The sequence below is a fragment of the Mesorhizobium sp. LNHC221B00 genome (genome assembly GCF_000502935.1).
Lineage (GTDB): Bacteria > Pseudomonadota > Alphaproteobacteria > Rhizobiales > Rhizobiaceae > Mesorhizobium > Mesorhizobium opportunistum.
Genome location: NZ_AYWR01000037.1, coordinates 1 through 25,426, shown reverse-complemented (window position 1 = coordinate 25,426; position 25,426 = coordinate 1). Strand labels below are relative to the sequence as shown.

Genomic DNA, 25,426 nt, shown 5'->3' with positions numbered 1-25,426 from the left:
CGGTCACGGGCTATCAGCGAAGAAGTAACGCCGGATCTGCTGCCGCCTCATGTAGGCCCTCCGCAGGGCGCCGCGAGCCTGTTGGAAGGGGTCGACGCGGTTGAACACCCAGCCAATCGATGGGCCGCCGGCGAAGCGCAAGCGCTCGACAACCTGGGAAAGAGCCTCTTGAGTGGTGCTGTCGAACGCGGCCACGACGACGATTGTGTCGACCGAGGCGGCAATCCTGATCGCGTCTTCAACAACGAGCACCGGCGGAGCATCGATGATCACCACATCGTACTCAAGCCGGAACGCCTCCAGCAATTTGGTGAGCTGGCCGGAATTGAGGAATTCCGGCAGCGTCTGGTCGTCGGCGGATGGCGCTAGAACATCGAGCTGCGGGATATCAGGCAGCGTCTGGACGATTTCCGCCAGAGCGCAATCGCCTTGCAGATAGTCGCCGAGTGTCCTGCTGGCGGAGCCCAGCTCCATGGCTGTGTGAAGGCTGCGGGTTCGTAAATCCAGATCGATCAGGGCGGTCAGCGCGCCATCCATGCCCGCTGCCATGGCAAGGCCCATGGCTGTTGTCGTCTTGCCTTCCTGCGGCAAGCCGGAACTGACCAGAACGACATGTTTGCTCCGTCCACCGTTCATCCGGGTGCAGGCATTGTAAAGCGATCGGAAAGCGTCGGAGAAAGCAGACCGCGGCCGTGACAACAGGGTTTCGAGAGGGGGCAGGGCGGGACGCAGGAATTTCTGGGGCAACCGCGGAATTGACGCCAGCAGGGGAGCGCGTATCAGCTTCGATGCCCTCCGCAAGTCCCGTATCCGGACTTCCATGCTTTCAAGTGTCAGCACCAGAATCAGGGCCAGGACAAGCGACGCGGCCAAACCGCCCGCAAGCATCAGACGAAGCTTGGGAAAGGAAGGGCTCGTCGGGATCTCGGCCGTGGAGACGGTTCGCACGCCGGGTTCGACCGCTTCCGAAAACGGATCGAGACTGCCAAGTTTACCGGACACGAGGTCGTAGAGCTTTTGCTCGGTCGCCAGATTGTTGTTCAGTTCACGCAGCTTGGCCTCCGCCAGGCTCCTTTGACGCAGCTCCTCGTTGGAGGCCTCCAGGCTTTTGACAAGTTGGTTCACCCGGCCTTCGTCGACGCGCACGTCATTTTCCAGGACTGCGATCGTTCGCAGCATCTCTTGGGAAATCATCGCACGGACGGCCGCTACTTTCGCATCGGCCTCCTGGACCAGGGGATGATTGCGGCCGTAATTGCCGGCCAGCTGCGCGCGATCCCTCATCGCCGTCGCTTCATCGTTGCGCAGCGACGTCAGGAAGTCCGAAGTGAGCAACGGGTCGACGCCGGCCCCGGTGTCGCCGTTCTTGGCCGCTAGCCTGACCTGGGCAAGGCGCGCCTGTGCTTGCGTGTATTCACCCCTGGCGGTGCTGAGCTGTTCATTGGCCTGCTGGATTGAGGCGCGCAGCAGATCATCGCGTGGATCACTGGAGACGCCATGCTCGGTCGCGTATTTGGCGATCTGACCCTCGATCGCGGCAATCCGTGATGCGAGCTCGGTCGATTGCTGCCTCAAAAAGCCGACGGCATCCTTGATGTCCTGCCGCTTGTTGTCACGAGACCATTCCACGAACAGTCTGGCAGTTGCATTGGCAATCTTGGCCGCGGTCGCTGCGTCGTCGTTGAAGAACGAGATCGTCATGGCCGCGCTTTCACCGGAGCGATCGACTGACAGGTTCGCCAGATATGCCGAAATTGCCCGGTCTTGCTGAACATCCTTGGGCGGCAGGGATGTGGCATCCTGCGGGCCCGAGCCGGCGACCAGCGAGAATAGCTTTTGCGGTATCCAGACAATCAGGCCGACTGCCTGTGACAGCACACCGCCGCTCGAATCCGAGGTTCCTCCGGCGACGGCTGGCGGCAGATAGGTGTTGAAGTCCGGATCCTGGATGAGGTCTAGCCTGTCGACCACCAGGCTGGCGAATACGCGAGAGGCGATCAGATCCGCCTCGGTGTCCATCCGCGACTTGTCAGGCTGCTGGTTCGGCTGCGCCTGCGTGGTGTCGAGAGGATTGGGATCGTCGGTTTCGACGACGATCATGGAACGAGCCGTATATGTCTTGGGAAGTTCCACCGCGGCGATGAGTGCGAGTGCGGTGCCTGCAATGACGATCGCAACGATCAGGAGCAGGCGTCTGCGGAAAAGACTGTAAAGTTCGCGCGCGCCGAACGTCCGTTCTTCCAAGGGTTCGGGTGACTCCTGAAGGAATGGCCCCAGTCGGTTCCACACGCTGTTTTCGTCTACCAAGCTCACTGATCGCGCCCCTATTCTTATCGATCTCACCGGGTCTTCAAGCCGAGTTCGAGACCCAACCAAGCGACAAGTTTTTAGCACGGATACACGGACGCCAGCGCGTTCAAGAGGCTTAGTCGCGGCCATGGGATTATCCGAAAGGATAGCGTAGGTGGCCGCGGGCATATCTTGGCATATGTACCGAACTGCACGTCCATGGAGGCTGGTGAAAAGATAGTTTTCAGGAGTGACGATGAATCATGCCGGGGTCCCTCGCGGGTACTGGGCAAAGCCCGACCGCAGGCCGGCTGCGGCGTCGTTGTCAAATGGGACCGGCAAGATCGGCCTCTGGCTGGCAATGGCCTCCGTGTTTCTCACGCCCTTCAACATCCTGCGGGTCGACACGTTCTACTTCACCGCCAGCGATGCCTTCGCCCTGGCCGCCGTCTTTGCGATGGTGCTGGGGAAATCCCTTTCGCCCGCCCCCCTGGCAGCCGGGACGCTTCTCTGGAACACCGGGGTGGCGCTGCTGTGCGGCATGCTGCTGCTCAGCAGCCTGATCAATGGTGATCCGCAGCGCGGCTTCATCATCTCGGCGCAGTATCTGTATGCCTATTTTCTCCTGGCCTTCATGCTGGCGTCGAGGCCCTGGAGCGAAACGGTTCTGCTTACGAAGGCGCTTATCTGCTCGATCGGCTTGATGTGCATTCACGGCATTGTGGTCATCGACATCCTCAAGCAACAAGGCACATACCTGACCAGCGGCAATGGCCGTTTTATCGGCTGGGTCGAACGCGAGAACGAATGCGCGACACTGATTGCACTCGCGGTCCCCCTGTTGTTGTGGCTGGTCGCTTCAGGGGGCGCCCGGCCGCGCTGGGCCTGGATCGGAGTGCCGCTCTTTGCGTATGGCATTGTTCTGACTGGTTCCAATACCGGGCTGATCGGCCTAGTCGTCGCGCTCACCGTCTTCGTTGCCATGACGGGCTCGTGGCGCCGCATCATCCTGTTGGCGGTGTCGTCGCTCGGCGCGTTCTTTGTCGTCGTCACGTGGGGCCGCGACTTCCTGCCCCCGATCTTCCAGCGCCGCGTGCTGAATGCGCTGCAGAGTGGCGACATTGACGAGGCTGGCACGTTTGCAGACCGCATGCGGCTTATCCACGAGGCCATCACCAAGGCGGACAGCAGTTCGCTGCTTGGCATCGGCGCCGACCAGTATCGACATTTCAGCGAGCTGCATGCTCCAGTCCACAACGTCTATCTCTTGATATGGGTCGAGGCGGGACTACTTGGGCTGATCGGCTTTCTGCTCATGCTGGTCGCCGGAATAATCATCGGCATGCTCGCCGCGCGGCTTCGCCAAGGACGAATATCCGCCATCTGCACCCTGACGACAGTGCTTCTCTTCGCCGCGTTGGCCAACGCGCTGCCGCATCTCTACAGCCGCTTTTTTGTCGTGCCCCTGCTGCTTGGAATAGCGCCCAGCGTTGCGATTTTGCGCGGGGGACCAGTGCCAGGAGCGGTCGTGGGCTTCCTTCGTAACGCCCGCTCCACGCGTGGCCGGCTACAGCTTCTTCAACGTCGATCAAACTAGGTCACACTGCGGCTGAGTTTGCCGGCCTGACACGGCCAGTCGGCGATCGCGAAGGCCCGGTCGAAATCTCGATATGGATTAGAGCGGACGACGTGCAGCTACTTCTCCGGCGCGGACGCCTGCGGGGAGATAAAGCGACCGAGAGCGAACACGCCGTCGATGAAGTCCTGTCCCATTACAAAGCGGCCCTCGACCCAGCGCCCCTGGGCATCCTGACTGTCGATGAGCTGACGCACCTTCGAACTCAGGTCGCCGGCGCTCAACTCATCCATGCCACTGATCCACAGCTGTTGGCGGGAAACCGGCAAGCCGCGCCTGGCAAGCTCCAGCCGGGCGAACACCGGCTCGATCTCGGGCCCCGTTTTCATCCCGTAGTGGTGCAGGAGGTTCTTGTCGTCGAAGGTCACCTGGTTATCATCGTCGATGTAGAGCGGGCGGTTGGTGTTGAGTTCATAGAAGCGTGCCCACTTGCCGTCGGGCAGGCGCGCCGCCAGCAACCATTTGGCGGCCGACTCCGCCGCGTCCAGCAGCCGCGCATCCTTGTTCTGCTCGTTCAACTCGATCAGGTAATCGATGTTGCCGGCGGTTTCGCGCGAGACCACGCCTGGTGGCTCGAACTTGCGGCCCCACACCGGCTGCATGGAACGATCATACCCCTGGGCCCAGCCCTGTTGCGGCGCAGGGAGCTGGGCCGCGAGGAGAAAATCGCCGACCTTTTCGGCTGCCTGGAGATATTTGGGATCACCATATGTACGGTAAGCGTTGAGAAAGAGACGGCCCATATCGCGAGGGAGATTGTCATTGACGATGAAGTAGGGCGGACTGTCGGGCTTCTGCCACTCGTGCGACCAACTGGCCGGAATGCTCGCCTTGGCGGCCGTCTCCACATCCGCACCCGGCGCGGCTCCCTTGAGGAAGACCGGAAAGGCCCCGTTCGGGTACTGCACCCGCATCAATCGATGAAGCGCCTTGTCGATGCAGGACCGGACATCCGGATCCGCGCCGCCGCTCGCCCGGTCGAACCACATTAGGAAATTCAGCACGCTCTGTGTGTTGTTGTCGTCGAGGACGGTCTCGTTGCGATGCGGATTGTCCTTGATGTCGTGACAGGCGTTTCCATCTGTCTTCAGTGAGCGATAACACCAGGTGGCCGCCTTTTGCGGGTCCGTCTCGATGCTGTAAAACCACCCGCCGGACTCCAACTGCGTCTTGACCAGAGCCGTTGCCACGAGCTGGGCCGACTGAAGCCATTGCTTGTCCCCGGTAACCTCGAAAATGCGCAGGAAGGCAGCTCCGACCGCCGGAGTCCCGGGTGGCTGCACCCAGCCAACGCTGGTGGGCACGGCGCCGCCTTCGCCCATCCTCCTTTGGCCATCAAGCGAATATTTCCATACATAGGTTCCGGCCACACCGAGGTGATCGCGGAAGTACGCGCCCGCGTGCTCGATCGCGCCCCGTGCCTCGGCGACGGTCGGTTGAGGCTCGCCGGCCAGTGCGGTGCCGCAGGACAGCGCGACAACCAGAGCCGAAGCGATATGCCTTAGCACGGCCGCGCTCCCGCCGGCATCAGGCTGCGGCTTCGCGTGGAGGCGTGGCCGCCTTGGCCGAGCCGCGGATCACGTGAGGCACGAATGGCGTCGCCGTCGCCGCCGCAGGTTTTGTTTCCTCTCGGTGGTAGCTGGGAAGCAACCGGGCAACAAGGTCCAGCACGCCCCCGGTGTCGCCGGCTTTCGCCAGGCGGCGCAGTTGCGAAAATTCCTTGCGAAGGGTCTCGAGCGGCACCGGATTGGGCACAGCGCCCAAGACCCCGGAGATCGGAACGTCGACACGTCTTTCTCTTTCGTCGAAGAGTTCCTCGAACAGCTTCTCTCCAGGCCGGCAACCGACAATCTTGATCTTGATGTCTTCATCCGGCCGAAAGCCGGCGAGTTTGATCATGCGGCGCGCCATGTCGATGATCTTGATTGGCGCCCCCATGTCCAGAACGAAGATTTCGCCCTGTCCCAGGCTTTTCTCCAAGCCATGGGCCGACGCCTGCAAGGTGAGCTCAACCGCCTCCCTTATCGTCATGAAGAAGCGCTTCATCTCCATATCGGTTACGGTCAGCGGACCGCCATGGGCGAGTTGGCGCTTGAACAGCGGGATCAGCGACCCACTGGAACCCAGAACATTGCCGAAACGAACGGTCATGAAGCGGGCTGGAGTTTCGCCGGCGACGAAAGCCAGGTCCAGGGACTGGCAATAGAGTTCAGCCAGGCGTTTGGTGGCGCCCATGACGCTGGTGGTGTTCACGACCTTGTCCGTGGAGATCTGGACCATCGCCTTGGCACCGCAAAGGCGGGTCGCCTCTGCCACGTTCATCGTACCGATGACGTTGGTGAGAATGCCCTCACAGGGATTCAATTCGACCATCGGCACATGTTTGAGCGCCGCTGCATGGAAGACCAGGTCGACGCAATGCCGTTGGAAGATCTCGCCCAGGCGAGCCGGGTCGCGAACATCGCAGATGTATGGCTTGCGGTGCACATTCGGGAACTTCTCCGCCAGCTCCAGATCGATGGCGTATAGATTGTATTCGCTGTTATCGATCAGGATCAGTTCCGCCGGGCCAAGCGCGGCGATCTGCTGTGTGAGTTCGCCGCCGATCGAGCCTCCGGCGCCGGTAACGACGATGCGGCTGTTTTCGATCATGCGGGACAACGCAGCTTTGTCGAGCACTGTCTGAGGCCTTTCCAGCAGGTCGGTAAGCTCGATCGGGCGCAACTCGAAGCGGCTCTCGTGCTTGGGATTGCGCAGCTCGAGGACGGGGGCCGGCCGCGAAACCGCAATGCCCAGGCGTTCGGCCCGGTCGATCAGCGCTTCGAGCGCCGGGTCGACGAGACCAGGCATCCTTTCGGTAAAGATCACGTGCCGGGGCTTGATGCCGCGGATTTCCAGATCGCTGATCACCGTATCGAAGTCTTCGATGCTGCCCAGGACCGGCACGCCGCGCAGGAAATACCCCTCCGTCGTCGCGGCGTTGTCGAGCAGGCCGACGGGCCAGTGGCGTGCATCCGGATCCCGCTGCAGTGCCCGGACATAATGATCAGCCGCATCGCCTGCGCCGATCAGCAGCACGGGAACCATGTCGCGTCCGTTTCTCGCCCTGTTCGCGGCCGGGCCAAAACGGCCTGTCTCGATGAGCTTGGAGCGGATGCGGACCGAAATGAGCAGCGGCACGAGCAAGAGAACCTCGATCACCATCACCGAGCGCGGGATCGAATCGAGCCGTGTCGCCACGAACATCATGAACACGAAGGCGAGCGATGCGACGATCACCGCGCGCAGGATGCCGAGCATGTCGCCGACGGAAGCATATCGCCAATTGCGGGTGTAGAGGCAGGTCACCGGGAAGACCACGGCGCATGTAAACAGGAAGCATGGAAGTGCAAAAAGCAGCGAATGGTAGCTTTCCGGACTGGTGACCTCTCCATCAAGGCCCAATCGCATGAATGAGGCAAAGGACAGGGCCGCGAGCGCCATCGCCAGATCGATGATGTAGAGATGAAGATTCTTGCCGACGGCCTTGGCGCGCCCGATCACCCTGCGACGCAGGTACGACAGAACATGGACGATTGTACGTGGTTTGCTGACAAGACGGCCGACGGCGATTGCGGTGGCTATCAAAAGCGATTGGCCTCCGAGGGGACCGATTGCCTCAAACGGCTGATCTAACTGGCTCATCCTAGGACCTCGACAAAGCTTAGCCGCCGCGCTCCAGGAGCACGTCAAGATTATCGGCTGTTTGAACCCCGCAGACACAAATCCGCGCTTGCCAGGACCTTGTTCAATCAAGAACAGGTTGGCCTGCTATCGTTCGGATTCGAGGCTACGATTTATCGTTGCTATGGAGCGCCTTGCCTGCTTTTGGCGCAACACCTGCTTTTGTGCAGGGAGTAGCTATCGGAACCGCGAGAGGAACTTTCGCGAGTTAATCCAAAGAGGTACTTCCGCCAGTCTGGACAAGCCAGCCAGACAGGTCCCGCTGCACCAGTGCGCCAAGCTGCTCGACATCGGCTGCGTAAAAGTCGACGAGCTGGGATCGAAGCCTTGGGGGGAAAGGCGGATAGGCAATCTTTCCGGCCAGGGCACCCCGGGCCGCCTCGAAGAGAGAGGTGTTCCGGAAGGGACGAACCAGAGGTTTCAACGGCTTCATCATGTTGCGCAGCTGCGGTCCAACCATGGCTTCGCTGCGGTCCTTCACTTTTTTCGCCACTGGCAAAGCCACGTCGCTCGCGGGGAGGTTCAAAAACGTCCTGACCTTGCTCAACTGTTCGACAGGCCTTGCGACCGTTTCCTCGAAAAACAGAACCAGCAGCCGATCCTTCGGATAAAGATCCAGATAGGCCTGCAACTGTGCGCTGTAGAGGCCGCCGGCGAGAAAACGCCCAGGCGAATCCCTGCCCACGTCAAGGTAGGATTCTATGTCGCGGTCGACCTCGCCACGGCGAAAGAGCATGCAATAGTCCGAGTACGCACGTTCGACCGGATTGCGAAGCTGCACGATCAGCCTGACATGGGGGAGCAGCCGGTGAACCCGTTGCGGTGCCGACGGAGTGTCCAGGTAGGAGTTCGACTTCTCACCGACCAGCTGTCCAGGACGAGTTTTATGAAATTGGCGGAAGTACCAATCGTCGCCGCGATCGTAATGGCGACTGAAGTAATGCAGCTCGGGATCCGGCATGCTGACGTCCGGATCGGCCTGCAGCGACTGCTGCAGCCAGGTCGTGGCGCATTTCGCAGCGCCGATGATAAGGAAGTCGATATCCTCTGCCTGCATTGTCGAACCCTCTTGGATCATTTCTCACCTGTCGTATTGCAAGCCAAGCTGGCCGCCGCCGGAGTGCGGAGTGCTTGCCCATAAACTTCCATAACCTTTTCGACGTGCTGCTGCGTGCTATAGGAAAAGCAAGCTTGCTTGCGGGCCGCCTGGCTGATGCGTGCCCACAGCGAAGGGTCCGAAAGCAACCGCCACAGCGGCTCCATGAAAGCTTTGGTGTCTTCAGGGGCGACCAGAAATCCCGTCCGTCCATTCTCGATGGCTTCCGGGTTGCCGCCGTGATCGGTCGCAACCACCGGCGTGCCGAGAAACATCGCTTCGATCAGGGTCCTTCCAAAAGGCTCCCCTATCGCGGGAACGACCAGAACATCCGTCGCCGCCAGGAATGGCTCGATAGGGCTGCGAAAGCCCATGAAACGCACAATCCGATCCAGCCCGCGCTCGACGCAAAGCGCGCGAGCGGCAAATTCAAGATCATGCGAGCCTGCCGGCGAGTTGCCGAACACGCAGCCGACGATCGGGATGTGCGGATGCTCGCGTCGGAAACGTTCAATGATGTTGATGAAGAGAAGCGGGCGCTTTCGCTCGATCAGGCCGCCAATGAAACTGAGAACGTGCGTGTCTGGCGCGAGGCCAAGCTCTTCCAGAAGCTTTGCCTTGGCCGCAGCCCTGTCAGGGATGTCCAACGGGTGGTCGAAGGGGCTATGGATAACGCTGAGGCGTCCGTTGAGGGATCTGATCGGATGCTTCGGCCGCGAGAATCGCGACACCGTCACCATGCGATCCGCAATGAACGGCCCGAGAATATTGGCGCCTTTTGCATCGGGATCGCCGCGATGATGCCAGACCAGCCGGGCACCCGCAAACCGTGCGGCAATGCCCCAATTGATATGCGTTCTTCCATCATTGGTGTGAATGATGTCGAACCTCTGCTCCCGGATGAAGCGGCTCAAATGCGGCAGCGTGCTGGTCAAATAGGTGGCGACACCTCCCCAGGTCGTTCCTTTCGCGGGCAATGTCGTCAAAGGAGGCAAACCCATGAAGGGCTGGCCCTCCATCTTCAGAAAGTCTGCGAGCGGCCCCGTGATGTCCTGAAGCACCAGGACGGGTGCGACCCTTGAGGTGTCGAGATTCTGGACAAGCTTCAGTGCCGAGATGTGACTTCCGCCGACATCGTCACCGACAAATGGAAAGCAAACCCGAATTCGACCGGTCTCAGCACTCATCGCCTGCTACCCGGTTGCGCTTCCAAGATAGCTGCCACGATCAAGGTAGCTGACGATCAGTTCGGCGGCCTCCTCGGCGCTCAAATCTGGGGTGATCGTGATATGAGCAGCCTCGGGGCGCTCATAGGGACTGCCGATGCCGGTGAAGTTCTGTATCAACCCGTTTCGGGCGCGTTGATACAGACCCTTCGGGTCACGTCGCTCCGCCACTGCCAGCGGCGTATCGACAAAGATCTCGATAAACTGTCCTTCGCCGAAAAGGTCGCGGGCCATCCGGCGTTCCGCCCGGAATGGTGAAATGAAGGAAGCCAGCGCTATCAAGCCCGCATCAACCATCAGCCTGGCGGTTTCAGCGACACGACGAATGTTCTCGACGCGGTCAGCGTCGGTAAAGCCGAGATCCCGGTTCAGGCCGTGGCGGACATTGTCGCCATCCAGAAGGTACGTGTGCTTGCCGATCGCGTGAAGGCGCTTCTCAACGAGATTTGCGATCGTCGACTTGCCGGCGCCGGAGAGGCCGGTGAACCACAGCGCCGCCGGCTTTTGGCCCTTGGCGATCGCGCGCGCGTTCATGTCCACGTCCAGCGCCTGCCAATGAATGTTGCTTGCCCTGCGCAAGCTGAAGTCGATCATCCCGGCGCCAACCGTGTGATTGGTCATACGGTCGATGACGATGAAAGCACCAGTCTCATGCACCCGGCTGAAAGGATCGAAAGCAAGCGGCGCCTGTGTCATCAAATTGATGACGCCAACTTCGTTCTTCTCGAGCGTTTTCGTGGCGAGCTTTGCGAAATTGTTGATGTCCAGCCTGTGTTTGATGTGCGTGACGCTTGCCCCTACGACGCTGGTGGCAAGCTTGATGAGATAGGGACGGCCGGGGATCAATGGCTCGTCATGCATCCAGAGCAGATGCGCCGCAAACTGGTCGGAGACTTCCGGTCGCTCGGCCGCGGCTGCCAGAACGTCACCGCGGGAGACATCGATCTCGTCCTCGAGCATCAGCGTGACTGCCTCGCCGGCGCCGGCTTCGGAGAGGTCGCCATCGAAGGTGACAATTCGCTTCACCAGGCTCGTGACGCCTGAGCGCGCCACCGCCACACGATCTCCCGGCCTCACCACCCCGGCCGCGATCGTGCCGGCAAATCCACGAAAATCGAGGTTGGGGCGATTGACCCATTGCACCGGCATCCGGAACGGGGCCGCACGGCGGTCGCTGTCGACCTCGACGGACTCCAGGTACTCGACGAGTGTCGGGCCCTGATACCAGGGCAGTTTCGCGCTTCTGGAACGAACATTGTCGCCATAACGGGCAGACAGGGGGATGGCCTGCAACGAGAGGAAGCCGAGCGGTTCCGCGAAACTTCGATAGGACGCCTCGATCTCATCGAACACAGCCTGCGAATAGCCAATCAGGTCGATCTTGTTGATTGCCAGAACAACGTGCCGGATTCCGAGCAGGGAGACGATGAAGGAATGCCGGCGGGTCTGGGTGAGGATCCCCTGCCGCGCATCGACAAGGATGACCGCGAGGTCGGCATTGGATGCGCCGGTGGCCATGTTGCGGGTGTATTGCTCATGGCCGGGTGTGTCGGCGACGATGAACTTGCGCTGCTCGGTGGCGAAGAAGCGATAGGCCACATCGATCGTAATGCCTTGTTCGCGCTCGCTGGCGAGGCCGTCAACCAGAAGCGCGAAGTCGAGATCGTCGCCAGTCGTGCCGTGTCGCCGGGAATCGGCCGCAAGGGCCGAAAGTTGATCCTCCATCAGCAGCTGGGTGTCGTAGAGCAGCCTGCCGATCAGTGTCGACTTGCCGTCGTCCACGCTGCCACAGGTGAGAAACCGCAACAGGCTTTTCCGCTCATGGGCATGAAGATGCTGGGAAGCGGCCTGGCTCTCCAGGGAAGCTTCGAGATCCGCGATTTGAGCAACACCAAGCATCAGAAGTACCCCTCACGCTTTTTCTTTTCCATCGATGCCGCCTCGTCGTGATCGATCAAACGGCCCGACCGCTCGGACGTCCGGGTGGCAAGTGTTTCCTGAAGCACCTCGGGAAGAGTAGCGGCCGTGCTTTCGGTGGCTGCGGTCAGCGGATAGCAACCAAGGGTGCGGAAGCGCACCGAACGCATTTCGGGCACCTCGCCCGGGCGTAGCGGCAGACGATCGTCGTCCACCATGATCCACTGTCCGTTGCGCTCCACCACCGGGCGCTTTGCGGCAAAGTAGAGCGAGACGATGGGGATCTTCTCCCTCATGATGTATTGCCAGATGTCGGTTTCGGTCCAATTCGAGAGGGGGAAGACGCGAACGGATTCGCCGGGCCTCAGCCGGCCGTTGTAGAGGTTCCACAACTCCGGACGCTGGTTCTTCGGATCCCAGCCATGGTTCTCGCTGCGAAGCGAAAACACCCGCTCTTTCGCACGGCTTTTCTCTTCATCTCGCCGCGCCCCGCCAAAGGCGGCATCGAAACCGAACGAGGACAGCGCCGATTTCAACGCTTCCGTCTTCATGATCTGCGTGTAGATCGATGAGTTGTGGGTAAACGGTGTGATGCCCTCGGCAAGACCGGCTTCGTTGCTACGCACCAGCAGGTCCAGGCCAAGCCGCGCGACGGTTTCATCGCGGAAGCGGATCATTTCCTTGAACTTCCAGGTGGTGTCGATGTGGAGCAAGGGAAACGGCAGTTGCGATGGGTAGAAGGCCTTCATCGCCAGATGCAGCATCACCGCCGAGTCCTTGCCCACGGAATACAACATCACCGGGTTGCGCAATTCGGCCGCCACCTCGCGAATGATGTGGATCGATTCAGCCTCGAGCCGCTGCAGATGCGTAAGGGTCGGCGATGACGGACCAGGGCGTCGCGACGCTATGGGCACGGTGGTTGAAGCTTGGGTCGCAAGGGTCATCTAGATTGCCTTTGAAGGAGAAAGATCTGCCTGATCGAGGCTGTCCACCGGCCTGGTCAGCCTGTCGGAGTGGGTGGTCTTCAACGCTTGTTTCAATGAAAGGGCCAAGCCCGCGGTCCACAATATGCCCAGCACGATGTGGGCGATGTTGCCGCCCATCGCACCGATGCGCGGGATCAGCAGAAGTGCCGTGATGTGGAAGGCGGCCGTCGCAACGACGACGATCCGCAACACCTCGCGCTGTTTGCCCATGGCCAGCAGTGCTGAGCGGGCAGCGGAGCCCGAAAGCACGAACGCGACCGCCACCATCTGCACGATGACGAGGTTGGCCGCGCCGAGAAAAGCAGGCCCCGCGGTCCACATGAGCAGCGGCCGGACGAACGCCGCGACGACCAATATGCAGAGGATGCCAAAGCCGAACAGCATGGCTTCGGCTTGAAAGACCGCGCGTTTGAATTTTCCGATGCTTCCCTGCGCCCAAAAGCGGGCCACGTCGGGATAGAGAACATTCTGGACCTGTGGACCGACCTGCTGGCCGACGCGCCCTATGCGCTTGGCGATTTGGTACAAGCCCGCTGAAGCCGGGTCGGCGAGGAACCCGACCAGCAGCGTATCGAGTTCCTGAGCGCTCACGCGCAATGTCAGCGAAATGTTCGAAGACCAGGCGAAATTCCAGATGCCGGGAAAGCGGCTTGTGATTCCGGTCAAAGGGGCCCGCAGGATCTTGCGAACACCCTGCCTGTGCAGCGCGCGCATCGTCAGCGTCAAGAGTGTCAGGGACCCGAGGATCTGTGTTCCCGCCCAAACCGCGGTGAAATAGGCGAGATCAGCCTTGAGCAGCACCCCGAGCAAGCACAGCAAAACCCGTAAAACCGCATTGAGCAGCTGCCCGTAGGCCAGGAGGCGGAAGTTGCCGGCCATGCGCTGCACCGCGACCGGAACGCCTGAGATCTGGAACAGCAGGACGCTGGAATACAGGACAAGAAGTTGCACGACTTCCGCGGACCAACCGAAGAACGGCGCGACGAGAAGTGCGGCGCCCATGGCGATGACCCAGGCGCAAACGGCGGCGCCAACATCGATAAGCAGGCCAAATTTCATGAGAATGCGCAGTGCATCGCGATCCGAGGACGCGTCCAGGCCCGCCGCATATTTGATGATTGGCTGCCAGGACTGGAAACTGACAACGCGCTCGACCACCCGGGTGAACGCGATAATCAACGCAAGCTGGCCATAATTCGCCACGCCAAGGGCGCGCGCCGAAAGCGCAAATGCCACGAGCCCGAGCAATGAACCGAGAAAATTGCCGGTCAAAAGGTGTGCGATATTGGCCAGGCGCGTGCGGCCGGCGCTCCTGCGTTTGAGGGCCTCCATCACACGTCCGATCAGGCCTGTGGTCATCGCTATGGTTGCCAAACTCACCCCACACTCCGTCCTTGCGGAGCAATGCAGATCCAGGATTCGCGCCAGATCGCTGCTGGCGTCACCCATCATCGGCGGAAAGGAAGAGCCCGCCACAACCAAGTTTGGCTCTGTGGCAACCTCAATCAGTCAGCATCGGATGGCTGCTACGACTGATGGCCTAGCCCATTAGCGGTAAGGAAATCCCGGGTGCGCCGCGTCTGGTCATGTATTCGACCCGCATAGTGTCTCACCGCAGACACGCCGGCACGATGCGCCGCGTGCCTGCCAGCCTTGCAGATCGAACGATCGTGGGGGTGAATGACGAACACGAAGTTGAGACGCTGAACCAATGCAGAGCGCTTAAGGCTGCCGTCTTCGCCGCAGGCTGCGGCAACCGCGATCCGGACGATCCGGGGGCGAGACAGGCTCGAACTGACGAACCTAGGACAAGACTTCAATTGTACCGCGAGAAGTGGATTCCACCGCGGCAAAGCAACTCCTTGGCGGCCGAGGTCAACCACTCGGAGCAGGTCCGCTCAATCAGTTCGGCTTGCGCGTCGGTGAGGTAGTCGGCGAACCCTCCGACCTTTCCGCGGCGCATGCGCCGGCTTTCGGCGTCGCCTCTGTCATACACATGCGCCGGCAGGCCCCCCGCCACCTCATGTTCACGCATCGCTTCAAAACGGGAAGCCTCGATGGCCTCCTCGAGGTCAGCTGCGGACGGATCGTGCCGTAGAAATCTCAGAATGCGCGAGGACGTGCCGACAGGGTCACCGGTCAGTTCTTCATAGCTCAAGACGGCATGCCTGTGATGTTTCAGGCCCTTCGCCCAGCTGTTCAGATACACGATAAGGGCCGGCAGGCCCTGCTGATAGTCGCAGATGAAAGCATCCATATCGCCTTCGAATCGATGCTTGTGGCGCGTCGCGTGGAAATAGGCTGACACCACAACGTCGCGAGGATCGCGAACCATGAAAATGACCGGCCGGTGCAAGAACAGCATATGCCTGTAGTTGAGGTGCGAAACGAGGATAAGCGGCACCCGGGAGCGCTGTTCAGTGTAACGGAAAGCCGGAATCCCACGCTCCGGATCGAGGTCGAAGTTTGGAAGGACTTCGAACATGCGGAAGAGGTCGACATTTCCGTCGTGAGCCGTCCGGCTGAAGTAGTCTGACAGGATATGCCTGAACCAGGTCCGCCCGGATTTCGGGTAGGAGACGAGGAACGCGTCCGCCCCGGAGGCGGCCCAGGTCATCTTGATGCGCGTTTCCATTTTGCGCAGGGCGCGCTGGGTGGTTAGCATGGCGAGAGCTCTTCATTGCCGCGCGCCGCCAGGACGGCGTGAATGACCTGGTCCCAATTCTGCATCACATATTCAGGCGTGAACCTTGCAGCACTTGCCGCTGCGGCCGCGCCGAGTTTTTTGCGGAGCGTTTCATCGCCAAGCAGCCGCTGCAGGCCCTGCGCGAGCGCGTCGACACTTCCGTTCTCGACGAGAAGTCCATCCCTCTCATTATCGACCATCTCGCGGGGACCCCACTGGCAGTCGAAGGATATGACGGGCAGGCCGGCCGCCATTGCCTCGAGCAGCACGATCCCCCAACCTTCATAGCGGGACGAAAGGACAAAGGCGTCGGCGGTCTCCACCCAGATGCCGGGCCGGCTGGTTACCCCGGGCATTTCAACGCAACCCTGTAGGCCCAGGCGATCCCGCTCGGCTTCCAATTCGGCACGGTCGGGACCTTCGCCCCAGATGACCAGCTTCCATTCGGGAAAATCGCGGCGGATGTTGGCGAATGCCTTCAGCAGCAGGTCGAAGCCTTTCTGCGGGACCAGGCGGCCGACAGCGACGAGCACGGCGCCGTTCCGGCGCGGTTTGCTTTTTGCGGGAAGATCGACGGGATTGGGAATAACCCAGCTTCGCCTTCGCATGGCAGGGCTGAAGTAGTTCAGCGCGCCGGTGGTCATGGTGACCAATCCGAAGGCGGACGGATAGAGCTTTGCCCGAAGGAACCGCCAGACGGGGCCCACGTCCTGCAGTGCAGGATTGTTGCGCTCCGAAACCACGACGTCGAGGCCTAGCCCCCGGCTTGCCGCCAGCGACATCACGTTCGTGCGCGTGAGAAAGCTCAGGACCACATCCGGAGCCAGTTTCTTGAGCGTTCGACGCAGGAGAAATATCCGGCGTGCGCTTGCGCCAATTGCCCCCAGCCTGGACCGCTTCATCTGCGGCAATCCCAACCGCTCTATCCTGACCGCGGGATCGAAATGATAGTAAGGCGGGGGACCGGGGGCCTCGAATGTAACCAGCGTCACATGCCAGCCTCTTGCTGCCCACTGGTTGGCGAGAACGTTGACGACATGTTCGGTGCCGCCGGCGCCCAGTCCAGGCAGGACGATCGCCACGTGCGGCCGGCTGGAGCCGACGCGCAGGGGTTCACCCGCGAAGGCATCGCGATCCAGAAGTGTCAGGCTGGCGCCACAGTCCATCAACCGTTCCAATCTCAACTCCGATCCACCCAACTATCCAGCTTTTTGCCGCTGCGAAGAGTTGCACATTGGGATGCATCGGAGACGACCGGTTACCTCTAAAGTTGGACTTGGGCGTAGGATCGAACCGCACAATAGAAAAGGTCAGTGTCTCACTGTCGCGGCGGCACTGTATTGGAGTCCGGATTTCATGCGCATAGCATTCGTCGGTGCGGTGGAGGGGTCCCGTGTTGCGTTTGACGCCCTCGTCGAAGCGGGCATGGCTCCCTCGCTGCTTGTCACCTTGGCGGACGAGGCTTCCGCACGCCATTCCGATTTCGTCGATCTGTCAGCTCCGGCGCGCGCAGCGGGAGCCTCGGTCCATCTGACCAGGAACATCAACGCGCCCGACACAATCGCCTGGCTCGCGGAAGGGCGCCCCGATTTGACGCTGGTCGTCGGTTGGTCGCAGATCTGCCGAGCCGAATTTCGTGCGATCGCCCGCCTTGGGTCGATAGGCTTCCATCCGGCCCCACTGCCGCGCTTTCGGGGCAGAGCGGTGATCCCGTGGACGATCATCGCCGACGAGAAGGAGACCGGGTCCACATTTTTTCGGCTCGACGAAGGTGTCGATAGCGGTCCCATTGTAATGCAGAAGCTTTTTCCGGTGACGGAGGACGAGACCGCGCGTTCGCTTTACGAAAAGCACAAGCAGGCCCTGCGGGAAATGACACCTCTCGTCGTGTCGGCGATCGCTCGCGACAACAGCGTCGGCGTCGTGCAGGATGACTCGCTCGCCAGCTACTGCGCCAAGCGCTCGGCGGACGACGGATCGATAGATTGGACGCAAACGGCTGAAAGCATTCTTCGCCTTGTCCGCGCTGTCGGCGACCCCTATCCAGGCGCCTTCACTCTCGACGGGGGCAGCAAAATCTTCGTCGACCAGGCACGCATGTTTGCGGGGCGAGGGCGCTACATAGGGCTGAGTGGCCAGGTCCAGGCTCATACCGGCAGCGGTTTTGCAGTGCTTTGCGGCGACGGAGAAACCATTGAGGTGACATCCTGGCGCGGTAGCAAGCCCAAAGTGCATGCCAAGCTGGTGTCGGCCTGAGGGCCATGTTTGCCGCCTGCTTGGAGCGAAGAAATGCCTAGGCGGCGATTGTCGGGCGCGCTGGTCGTTCTTGCAGATACCAGCGCACGAAGGCAGCCACCCCGTCCTCGACGCTGGTCTCGGGGCGAAAGCCTGTCAGGGCCTGCAGGAGGCGCGGGTCGGCATATGTCACCGACATGTCGCCTGATTGCATCGGCAGGCTCTTGCGGATGGCGCGTTTGGCGAGGCAGTTCTCGATTGTCTCGATGAAAGACAACAGCTCCACCGGCTGGCCGCCGCCTATATTGACCACACGCCATGGCGCCACGGGTGACAGCGTATCGATGACATCAGGGCCCGACACCGGCTGGCCGGAAACGGGCGCGCATCCGATGAGCCGAACGATGGCTTCAACAAGATCGTCGACATAGGTGAAGTCGCGTCTCATCGCGCCTTCGCCATAGATTTCAATCGGGCGACCGTTCTCGATGGCGTCAACGAATTTGAAGAGCGCCATGTCGGGTCGGCCCCATGGCCCATACACGGTGAAGAAGCGGAAGGACGTCGTTGGAATCTGGAAAAGATGCGAATACGAATGTGACATCGCCTCCACCGCCTTCTTTGTGGCGGCGTAGAACGTCAGCGGCCAATCGGTCTGGTCGGTCTCAACGAACGGGGTCGTATCATTCGCACCGTAGACCGAGCTGGTGGAGGCAAGCAGCAGATGCCTTGGCTTTAAATCGCGGGCAAGCTCAAGCACGTTGAAGGAACCGACCAGATTGCTGTCGGTGTAGCTTCGCGGATTGTCGATCGAGTATCGCACGCCGGCCTGCGCGGCCAGATGGACAATCACATCGGGCTTCGCCAAGTCTGCTGCCCGCCGCAGGGCGTCCATGTCCTCCAACTGCCCGATGTGGAAGCGAAAGGCGCCGTATCGTTGCAGCAGGGCGTGTCGGGATTGCTTCAAGGCAACGTCGTAATAAGGCGTCATCCCGTCGAAGCCGGTCACGGAGTGACCTTCGCCCAGCAGGTGGCGCGCCAGATGAAATCCGATAAATCCGGCGGTTCCGGTGACGAAATACCTCATTCGGCGGCCGCGGCAAAAACAGATCCGTCTTCTGCCACACCCTCGCCGATGGTGACGTACTCGAAGCCATGCTTACAGACCTCTTCGCGCCTGTAGATGTTGCGAAGGTCGACCACAAGCTGCTTCGACATGGAGCGTGACAGGCGTTCAAAATCCAGGGCGCGGAACTGGTTCCACTCGGTGACGATCACCAAGGCATCAGCGCCCTTGGCACATTCGTATGCTCCCTTCGCGTACTCGACGCTCGCACCGAGCATCAGCTTGGCCTGTTCCATGCCTTCCGGGTCATACACGCGGACATGCGCTCCAAAATCGATCAAAGCCTGGATGATCGAGAGGGAAGGTGCGTCACGGACATCATCCGTGTTGGGTTTGAATGTGAGGCCGAGCACGGCTATCGTCTTTGCGCGCACGTTGCCGCCGCAGGCGAGGACGATCCTGCGGGCCATGGTTCGCTTTCGCTGGTCGTTCACGGCGACGGTTGTTTCGATCAGCCGGAGCGGCGCACCGCTATCTTGCGCCGTCTTGACGAGAGCCAGCGTATCCTTGGGAAAACAGGATCCTCCGTACCCTGGGCCTGCATGCAGGAATTTCGAGCCGATGCGATTGTCGAGCCCGATACCGCGCGCCACCTCCTGCACGTTCGCGCCCACGTTCTCGCAAAGATCCGCCATCTCGTTGATGAAGGTAATCTTGAGCGCCAGGAAGGCGTTGGCCGCATATTTTATCAGTTCTGACGTGCGACGTCCGGTGAACATGATCGGCGCCTGGTTGAGATAGAGCGGCCGGTAGACTTCCGCCATCACCTCGCGGCTGCGTTCGTCCGATGGCAGGCCGATAACGATCCGGTCGGGGCGTTTGAAATCGTCGATGGCAGCCCCTTCGCGAAGGAATTCAGGGTTCGACACAATTGCTACATCCGCCGTCGGATTGCAGTTGCGGATAATCCGTTCGACTTCATCTCCGGTGCCCACCGGCACTGTGGATTTGACACAGACCACCGTGAAGCGGCGGACCGCGGCCGCGATTTCCCGCGCCGCCTCGTAAATATAGGAAAGATCGGCATGACCGTCGCCTCGCCGCGAAGGCGTCCCGACGGCAATGAACACCACATCAGCGTCTGCGACCGCTGGCGCGAGTTCGCTGCTGAAGGCGAGCTGCCCTGTCGCGGAATTCTTGCCGACGAGGTCTTCGAGACCAGGCTCATAGATCGGCATTCTTCCAGCCTGAAGATCGACAATTTTTGCTTCTGCCTTGTCGATGCAGACGACTTTGTGACCAAAGTCAGCCAAGCATGCTCCAGACACGAGACCGACATACCCTGAGCCGACAACCGCAATGCGCATGAGTTCGCCACCCTGATTATGATGCCGTCCGATTAAGCCTGCAGCGATCAAGAAAATGGAGCGCGAAATCGGGTATGGCATTACCTCTTCCGAGACCGCCGCAATCTGAAAATGTCGGTCAGCGCGGTTTGACTACGCTTAATGTGGATGGTCTTCCCGCTGGACTGGGCCCGAGCGATACCTCGGCGCCCATTCGCAAACGCTGTTGAAATGGTTCACTGTTGTCCGTCTCCGTTCAATGCTTTCACGAGAGTGCATTGAGATGGGCGGAATTTCGCGGTCGATGCAGCGGTGAACGCTTGGTCCATGGCTGATTTCCGGCTCAAGCCATTGTGCAGGAACATCTGACCTTTCTTTCGAAAGAGACCTCGCTGTTCGCAAAAAACGGCAGCAGACCACCCTGGGCCACTCCGATCAACGGAATTGGATACGTACGAACAATCGTCGGGCCGAGACGATTTCTTCTGGCACCCCGCCAAGGCCTTTTTGGCTGCTTCTACCCCGGAGCGATGTCCCCAAACCGCGATCCAGGTCCCGTCCGTTGAACCGGATATCGCTTCCCAAGCGTGTTTGCCGGGATCGAAACGCATCAGCTGGTCGAACTCTTTCTTCGTCAATTCCGCGGTCTGCGGCCGCTTCGCCTGTAGCTGCCAGGCTCTCAGAGCATCCAACGTCCGCTGACCAATCCTGCCGTCGGGAATACGAGTCAGGAAATTGCTCTCGAACAGCCGCGCCTGGGCTCGATAGATTTCTGCCTGGCTTAGTTGGGACTGCGCAATGGAGTGTTCCGACATCATCATCAGCGCCAAGCACAGTGCGCCGGCCCTGGCACGGTGACTTTTCATCGATCTCTCCACTGTGGCGGTATTGGCTGGAGCGCCCCCTCATTTCCGTGGCCGCAATGGAGACCTGCCGACAGGCCCGGCTCATGCGACGAAGTCAATGCGCGTAGTTGGGAGCCCGGTTTGTCTTCGAACCAGCAGTTGCAATGGTGGCCGGTTTTGCGAAGAGGAAAGCTCCATCCTGGGAAAACAGATCCACCGGCATCATTTGGAATTCGCGCTGCGAGTGCGGTACGTCCAATTCCCTATCGACAATACGCCAGAGGTTGTCGAAGAATGACCCGTCGGCAAGCCGTACACTTCCCCCCTTCAGCGGCTTGGTGGAGGAGAAGACCGTTGCGGGATTGGCCCACATGTCGGCGATTGCCACGTCATAGTAACCAGGATGGGTGGCGTTGGGCTTGATGATGGCGAAGGGCGTGTTCTTTTCAGGCCAGCCTATCCGTCCGACAGTCAGGCATTCGCCCGGCTCGGGCAATCTTGCCTTCACCAGGTAGGCCAGCGCCGCATCGATGCCGCCGATTTCGGAAACGACGTGTGCCGTCAATCCCGCGCGGGCCAGGTGCATCAACTCTTGCGCCTGTCGCTCATAGATATCGGCCAATGTCAGGAAAGCCAGCCATTGCTGGTGTGGGCAGTCATGCTTGGCTTGGCAGAGAAGCCGTCCCGCCTCCAAGGCGGATTCGATCCTCCTTTTATCCGCTTCAGCGAACGCTTCTCGCGCCGGGCGGATGTGTTCTGCCAGTTTCATCAGTTCTTTTGAAATGCTCTCCATTTCCTTCTCCTCCCCGATCGATATCCAGCCAGCCCCTTTATTATTACGTTGGCTTGGCCCTACGCAGAACTCCTCCAAGGGTATTGCGAGAGATGCTATTAAGGCTCACCCCACCTATTCTGTTGGGGATGGCTATACTTTCGGCTTCACCTGCCTGTTGCCTTTCGTGCCGACATTCAACAGCGGAGCGCTGCAGATCGACATGGTGGTACACGGCAGGACACTTTCGATATCGCACCCGCATATGCAGGCGCGTGTTCCAGCGGTGGAGTATGAGCCGATTGAAAATGGGGTCGCCCTTATCATTTCGGGGAGGGGCCTACCCGGCCTAGCCCGATTATCCGCTCACTAAGTGGTAGCTGTACGACCGCAAAAATTCCGAATGGCAACGGAGGCGAAATTCCACTGAGCGAATAGACGTAGTGGCAGGGATCGTTCAAACAACTTGCGCACGCCAACCTCTTGGAGCTTTTAGCGGGGGCAATCCTGGTTGAGCGGGAGGGACTCCCCTGAACTCGATGACCGCAACATTCGCGACCACAACACCCGCGCAGGCGGGGTGGCGGTTCAGGCAGCCGAGCGTCATTCCGGGTTTCGGATTGACGCTCGGCTTGTCGCTTGCCTACCTCACCCTCATCATCCTCATCCCNCACAGCACCCGCGCAGGCGGGGTGGCGGTTCAGGCAGCCGAGCGTCATTCCGGGTTTCGGATTGACGCTCGGCTTGTCGCTTGCCTACCTCACCCTCATCATCCTCATCCCTCTGTCCGGGCTGATCTGGCGCTCGGCCGCGCTTGGCTGGGTTGATTTCTGGGCGATCGCCACCGACCGCCGCACCATCAACGCGCTGGAGATCAGCTTCGGCACCGCCTTTGTCGCGGCGATCGTCAATGTCGTCTTCGGCACGCTGGTCGCCTGGGTGCTGGTGCGCTACCGCTTTCCCGGCCGCCGCATCGTCGATGCCATGGTCGACCTGCCCTTCGCGTTGCCGACGGCGGTCGCCGGCATCGCGCTGACCACGCTCTATGCGCCGAACGGCTGGATCGGCAAACTCCTGATGCCGCTCGGCATCAAGGTCGCCTACACGCCGCTCGGCATCGTCATCGCCCTGGTCTTCATCGGCCTGCCCTTCGTCGTGCGCACCGTGCAGCCGATCATGGAAGAGATCGACAAGGAGGTCGAGGAGGCCGCCGCCACGCTTGGCGCCAGCCGCTTCCAGATCATCACCCGCGTGCTGTTCCCGGGCCTGGCGCCGGCCATCNGGTCTTCATCGGCCTGCCCTTCGTCGTGCGCACCGTGCAGCCGATCATGGAAGAGATCGACAAGGAGGTCGAGGAAGCCGCCGCCACGCTTGGCGCCAGCCGCTTCCAGATCATCACCCGCGTGCTGTTCCCGGGCCTGGCGCCGGCCATCATCACCGGCTTTTCGCTGGCCTTTGCCCGCGGCGTCGGCGAATACGGCTCGGTCATCTTCATCGCCGGCAATTTGCCTTACAAATCCGAGATCGCGCCGCTTTTGATCGTCATCCGGCTCGAGGAATACAANCTTCATCGCCGGCAATTTGCCTTACAAATCCGAGATCGCGCCGCTTTTGATCGTCATCCGGCTCGAGGAATACAATTATCCGGCGGCGACCGCGATCGCGGCGATTATGCTGGCTCTGTCGTTCGTCATGCTTCTGGTCGTCAATCTGGTGCAGACATGGAGCCGCAAGCGCTATGGCTGATCCCGAAATCAAATCCTGGGAACCTTACCATGAGAGCCGCTCGGCGGCGGTGACCGAAAGCCGTCCGGCGCAGGCCGTGCTGATGGCGATCGCCTTTGCCTTCCTCGGCGTCTTCCTGCTCTTGCCGCTGATCATCGTCTTCCATNCTTCATCGCCGGCAATTTGCCTTACAAATCCGAGATCGCGCCGCTTTTGATCGTCATCCGGCTCGAGGAATACAACTATCCGGCGGCGACCGCGATCGCGGCGATCATGCTGGCTCTGTCGTTCGTCATGCTTCTGGTCGTCAATCTGGTGCAGACATGGAGCCGCAAGCGCTATGGCTGATCCCGAAATCAAATCCTGGGAACCCTACCATGAGAGCCGCTCGGCGGCGGTGACCGAAAGCCGCCCGGCCCAGGCCGTGCTGATGGCGATCGCCTTTGCCTTCCTCGGCGTCTTCCTGCTCTTGCCGCTGATCATCGTCTTCCATGAGGCGCTGGCGAAAGGCGTCGGTGCCTATACGCAGGCCCTGGGCGAAGCGGATGCGCGCTCGGCCATCCACCTGACATTGCTTGTCGCCGCGATCTCGGTGCCGCTCAATGTCGTCTTCGGCATCTCCGCCGCCTGGGCGATCGCCAAGTTCGAATTCAAGGGCAAGGCCTTCCTGACCACGCTGATCGACCTGCCCTTCTCGGTCTCGCCGGTGATCTCGGGCTTGGTCTATGTGCTTTTGTTCGGCGCGCAAGGGTTGCTCGGCGAGTGGCTGAAGGGACATGGCATCCAGATCCTGTTCGCCGNGAAAGGCGTCGGTGCCTATACGCAGGCCCTGGGCGAAGCGGATGCGCGCTCGGCCATCCACCTGACATTGCTCGTCGCCGCGATCTCGGTGCCGCTCAATGTCGTCTTCGGCATCTCCGCCGCCTGGGCGATCGCCAAGTTCGAATTCAAGGGCAAGGCGTTTTTGACCACGCTGATCGACCTGCCCTTCTCGGTCTCGCCGGTGATCTCGGGCCTGGTCTACGTGCTTTTGTTCGGCGCGCAAGGGTTGCTCGGCGAGTGGCTGAAGGGACATGGCATCCAGATCCTGTTCGCCGTGCCGGGCATTGTGCTGGCCACCGTCTTCGTCACCTTCCCGTTCGTCGCCCGCGAGCTGATCCCGCTGATGCAGGAACAGGGCAATGGCGATGAGGAGGCAGCACTTTCGCTCGGCGCCAATGGCTGGCAGACCTTCTGGTTCGTCACCTTGCNGGGCAATGGCGATGAGGAGGCAGCACTTTCGCTCGGCGCCAATGGCTGGCAGACCTTCTGGTTCGTCACCTTGCCCAACGTCAAATGGGGGCTGCTCTACGGCGTGCTGTTGTGCAATGCGCGCGCCATGGGCGAATTCGGCGCGGTGTCGGTGGTGTCGGGCCATATACGCGGCCTGACCAACACCATGCCGCTGCATGTCGAAATCCTCTACAACGAGTNGGGCAATGGCGATGAGGAGGCAGCACTTTCGCTCGGCGCCAATGGCTGGCAGACCTTCTGGTTCGTCACCTTGCCGAACGTTAAATGGGGGCTGCTCTATGGCGTGCTGTTGTGCAATGCGCGCGCCATGGGCGAATTCGGCGCGGTCTCGGTGGTGTCGGGCCATATACGCGGCCTGACCAACACCATGCCGCTGCATGTCGAAATCCTCTACAACGAGTACAACGCTGTCGGCGCCTTCGCCGTCGCCTCGTTGCTGGCCGGGCTGGCGCTGGTCACGCTGGTCCTGAAAACACTGCTGGAGATGCGCTACGGCGCCGAACTCGCCGCGACGCGCGGGCATTAGAAGGTTCTTTAAATGGAAGTTCGCGTTGCCAATGTGCGCAAGGAATTCGAGCGGTT

Annotated in this window: 17 protein-coding genes and 6 pseudogenes; 9 read left to right on the top strand and 14 right to left on the bottom strand. The window is 60.7% G+C overall.

Annotated features, from left to right (window positions below; genetic code table 11):
• Positions 1 to 3: 3 nt before the first annotated feature.
• On the bottom strand, positions 4 to 2,244 hold the full coding sequence (locus X741_RS138115) for a polysaccharide biosynthesis tyrosine autokinase (RefSeq protein ID WP_023780658.1): 2,241 nt from the start codon (positions 2,242 to 2,244) through the stop codon (positions 4 to 6).
• A gap of 301 nt (positions 2,245 to 2,545) precedes the next feature.
• Between X741_RS138115 and X741_RS138120 the strand changes: the two genes are divergently transcribed.
• On the top strand, positions 2,546 to 3,886 hold the full coding sequence (locus X741_RS138120; protein ID WP_023780657.1) for an O-antigen ligase family protein: 1,341 nt from the start codon (positions 2,546 to 2,548) through the stop codon (positions 3,884 to 3,886).
• A 98-nt stretch (positions 3,887 to 3,984) separates the two neighbouring features.
• On the opposite strand, the gene X741_RS138125 is transcribed toward X741_RS138120, so the two are convergent.
• Complete coding sequence (locus tag X741_RS138125; RefSeq protein ID WP_023780656.1) at positions 3,985 to 5,433, bottom strand: hypothetical protein; 1,449 nt, start codon at positions 5,431 to 5,433, stop codon at positions 3,985 to 3,987.
• 19 nt (positions 5,434 to 5,452) lie between these two features.
• A complete protein-coding gene (locus tag X741_RS138130; RefSeq protein WP_245272801.1) occupies positions 5,453 to 7,225 on the bottom strand; it encodes a nucleoside-diphosphate sugar epimerase/dehydratase in 1,773 nt (590 codons plus the stop codon).
• A 204-nt stretch (positions 7,226 to 7,429) separates the two neighbouring features.
• Here X741_RS138130 and X741_RS1000000171265 point away from each other — a divergent pair, with 204 nt between their 5' ends.
• The gene (locus X741_RS1000000171265; protein WP_245272803.1) at positions 7,430 to 7,600 is read left to right on the top strand and encodes a hypothetical protein; all 171 of its coding nucleotides are present in this window, start codon (positions 7,430 to 7,432) and stop codon (positions 7,598 to 7,600) included.
• Positions 7,601 to 7,856: 256 nt separating this feature from the next.
• Here the strand turns inward: X741_RS1000000171265 and X741_RS138135 are convergent, their stop codons facing one another.
• From X741_RS138135 to X741_RS138165, 7 genes are all read right to left on the bottom strand, one after another.
• Positions 7,857 to 8,705, bottom strand: a complete 849-nt coding sequence (locus X741_RS138135; RefSeq protein ID WP_031250655.1) for a sulfotransferase — start codon at positions 8,703 to 8,705, stop codon at positions 7,857 to 7,859.
• A gap of 17 nt (positions 8,706 to 8,722) precedes the next feature.
• A complete protein-coding gene (locus tag X741_RS138140; RefSeq protein ID WP_051410534.1) occupies positions 8,723 to 9,931 on the bottom strand; it encodes a glycosyltransferase family 4 protein in 1,209 nt (402 codons plus the stop codon).
• Positions 9,932 to 9,937: 6 nt separating this feature from the next.
• Positions 9,938 to 11,869 (bottom strand): sulfate adenylyltransferase subunit CysN, encoded by a 1,932-nt coding sequence (gene cysN / locus X741_RS138145; RefSeq protein ID WP_023780652.1) that lies wholly within the window; start codon positions 11,867 to 11,869, stop codon positions 9,938 to 9,940.
• Positions 11,869 to 12,834: a sulfate adenylyltransferase subunit CysD gene (cysD, locus tag X741_RS138150; protein ID WP_023780651.1), complete on the bottom strand. Its 966-nt coding sequence runs from the start codon at positions 12,832 to 12,834 to the stop codon at positions 11,869 to 11,871. Before cysD ends, cysN begins: the two co-directional genes overlap by 1 nt.
• Positions 12,835 to 14,256, bottom strand: a complete 1,422-nt coding sequence (locus X741_RS138155) for a lipopolysaccharide biosynthesis protein (protein ID WP_084018930.1) — start codon at positions 14,254 to 14,256, stop codon at positions 12,835 to 12,837.
• A 436-nt stretch (positions 14,257 to 14,692) separates the two neighbouring features.
• On the bottom strand, positions 14,693 to 15,541 hold the full coding sequence (locus X741_RS138160; protein WP_013893312.1) for a sulfotransferase domain-containing protein: 849 nt from the start codon (positions 15,539 to 15,541) through the stop codon (positions 14,693 to 14,695).
• Entirely contained in the window at positions 15,535 to 16,728 is a 1,194-nt protein-coding gene (locus X741_RS138165) for a glycosyltransferase family 4 protein (protein WP_023780648.1), read from the bottom strand. Before X741_RS138165 ends, X741_RS138160 begins: the two co-directional genes overlap by 7 nt.
• Positions 16,729 to 16,801: 73 nt before the next feature.
• On the opposite strand from X741_RS138165, the gene X741_RS138170 reads away from it, so the two are divergent.
• Positions 16,802 to 17,818: a formyltransferase family protein gene (locus tag X741_RS138170; RefSeq protein ID WP_348625707.1), complete on the top strand. Its 1,017-nt coding sequence runs from the start codon at positions 16,802 to 16,804 to the stop codon at positions 17,816 to 17,818.
• A gap of 37 nt (positions 17,819 to 17,855) precedes the next feature.
• Here the strand turns inward: X741_RS138170 and X741_RS138175 are convergent, their stop codons facing one another.
• The 4 genes from X741_RS138175 to X741_RS138190 all read right to left on the bottom strand — a co-directional run bounded on the left by X741_RS138175 (position 17,856) and on the right by X741_RS138190 (position 21,847).
• Positions 17,856 to 18,884 (bottom strand): NAD-dependent epimerase/dehydratase family protein, encoded by a 1,029-nt coding sequence (locus X741_RS138175; protein WP_023780646.1) that lies wholly within the window; start codon positions 18,882 to 18,884, stop codon positions 17,856 to 17,858.
• Positions 18,881 to 20,230 carry a UDP-glucose/GDP-mannose dehydrogenase family protein gene (locus X741_RS138180; RefSeq protein WP_031250651.1) on the bottom strand — a complete coding sequence of 450 codons (1,350 nt, stop codon included), beginning with the start codon at positions 20,228 to 20,230 and terminating at the stop codon, positions 18,881 to 18,883. Before X741_RS138180 ends, X741_RS138175 begins: the two co-directional genes overlap by 4 nt.
• Positions 20,231 to 20,445: 215 nt before the next feature.
• Positions 20,446 to 21,075: a hypothetical protein gene (locus X741_RS138185; RefSeq protein ID WP_023768906.1), complete on the bottom strand. Its 630-nt coding sequence runs from the start codon at positions 21,073 to 21,075 to the stop codon at positions 20,446 to 20,448.
• A gap of 94 nt (positions 21,076 to 21,169) precedes the next feature.
• Positions 21,170 to 21,847 (bottom strand): hypothetical protein, encoded by a 678-nt coding sequence (locus X741_RS138190; RefSeq protein WP_023768907.1) that lies wholly within the window; start codon positions 21,845 to 21,847, stop codon positions 21,170 to 21,172.
• Positions 21,848 to 22,543: 696 nt separating this feature from the next.
• Between X741_RS138190 and cysT the strand changes: the two are divergent.
• From cysT to X741_RS1000000170145, 6 pseudogenes are all read left to right on the top strand, one after another.
• Positions 22,544 to 23,107 (top strand): annotated as a pseudogene (cysT, locus tag X741_RS0136090) (sulfate ABC transporter permease subunit CysT); the annotation flags it as partial.
• A gap of 47 nt (positions 23,108 to 23,154) precedes the next feature.
• A pseudogene (locus X741_RS1000000171720) lies at positions 23,155 to 23,268 on the top strand (ABC transporter permease subunit); the annotation flags it as partial.
• 124 nt (positions 23,269 to 23,392) lie between these two features.
• Positions 23,393 to 23,572, top strand: a pseudogene (locus tag X741_RS1000000171715) (molybdate ABC transporter permease subunit); the annotation flags it as partial.
• A 147-nt stretch (positions 23,573 to 23,719) separates the two neighbouring features.
• A pseudogene (locus X741_RS1000000169240) lies at positions 23,720 to 23,899 on the top strand (molybdate ABC transporter permease subunit); the annotation flags it as partial.
• Positions 23,892 to 24,362 (top strand): annotated as a pseudogene (gene cysW / locus X741_RS1000000171255) (sulfate/thiosulfate ABC transporter permease CysW); the annotation flags it as partial. The pseudogenes X741_RS1000000169240 and cysW, both read left to right, overlap by 8 nt.
• 669 nt (positions 24,363 to 25,031) lie before the next feature.
• Positions 25,032 to 25,370 (top strand): annotated as a pseudogene (locus X741_RS1000000170145) (ABC transporter permease subunit); the annotation flags it as partial.
• Between the last annotated feature and the right edge of the window lie 56 nt (positions 25,371 to 25,426).

What these genes read in the sequence shown, in the direction of transcription:
- X741_RS138120 (WP_023780657.1), top strand. Translation starts at nt 2,546, where the DNA reads ATGAATCATGCCGGGGTCCCTCGCGGGTACTGGGCAAAGCCCGACCGC.
- X741_RS138130 (WP_245272801.1), bottom strand. Translation starts at nt 7,225, where the DNA reads ATGCTCGGCATCCTGCGCGCGGTGATCGTCGCATCGCTCGCCTTCGTG.
- X741_RS1000000171265 (WP_245272803.1), top strand. Translation starts at nt 7,430, where the DNA reads ATGAAGATTCTTGCCGACGGCCTTGGCGCGCCCGATCACCCTGCGACG.
- X741_RS138135 (WP_031250655.1), bottom strand. Translation starts at nt 8,705, where the DNA reads ATGCAGGCAGAGGATATCGACTTCCTTATCATCGGCGCTGCGAAATGC.
- X741_RS138140 (WP_051410534.1), bottom strand. Translation starts at nt 9,931, where the DNA reads ATGAGTGCTGAGACCGGTCGAATTCGGGTTTGCTTTCCATTTGTCGGT.
- cysN (WP_023780652.1), bottom strand. Translation starts at nt 11,869, where the DNA reads ATGCTTGGTGTTGCTCAAATCGCGGATCTCGAAGCTTCCCTGGAGAGC.
- cysD (WP_023780651.1), bottom strand. Translation starts at nt 12,834, where the DNA reads ATGACCCTTGCGACCCAAGCTTCAACCACCGTGCCCATAGCGTCGCGA.
- X741_RS138160 (WP_013893312.1), bottom strand. Translation starts at nt 15,541, where the DNA reads ATGCTAACCACCCAGCGCGCCCTGCGCAAAATGGAAACGCGCATCAAG.
- X741_RS138165 (WP_023780648.1), bottom strand. Translation starts at nt 16,728, where the DNA reads ATGGACTGTGGCGCCAGCCTGACACTTCTGGATCGCGATGCCTTCGCG.
- X741_RS138170 (WP_348625707.1), top strand. Translation starts at nt 16,802, where the DNA reads ATGCATCGGAGACGACCGGTTACCTCTAAAGTTGGACTTGGGCGTAGG.
- X741_RS138175 (WP_023780646.1), bottom strand. Translation starts at nt 18,884, where the DNA reads ATGAGGTATTTCGTCACCGGAACCGCCGGATTTATCGGATTTCATCTG.
- X741_RS138180 (WP_031250651.1), bottom strand. Translation starts at nt 20,230, where the DNA reads ATGCGCATTGCGGTTGTCGGCTCAGGGTATGTCGGTCTCGTGTCTGGA.
- X741_RS138185 (WP_023768906.1), bottom strand. Translation starts at nt 21,075, where the DNA reads ATGAAAAGTCACCGTGCCAGGGCCGGCGCACTGTGCTTGGCGCTGATG.
- X741_RS138190 (WP_023768907.1), bottom strand. Translation starts at nt 21,847, where the DNA reads ATGGAGAGCATTTCAAAAGAACTGATGAAACTGGCAGAACACATCCGC.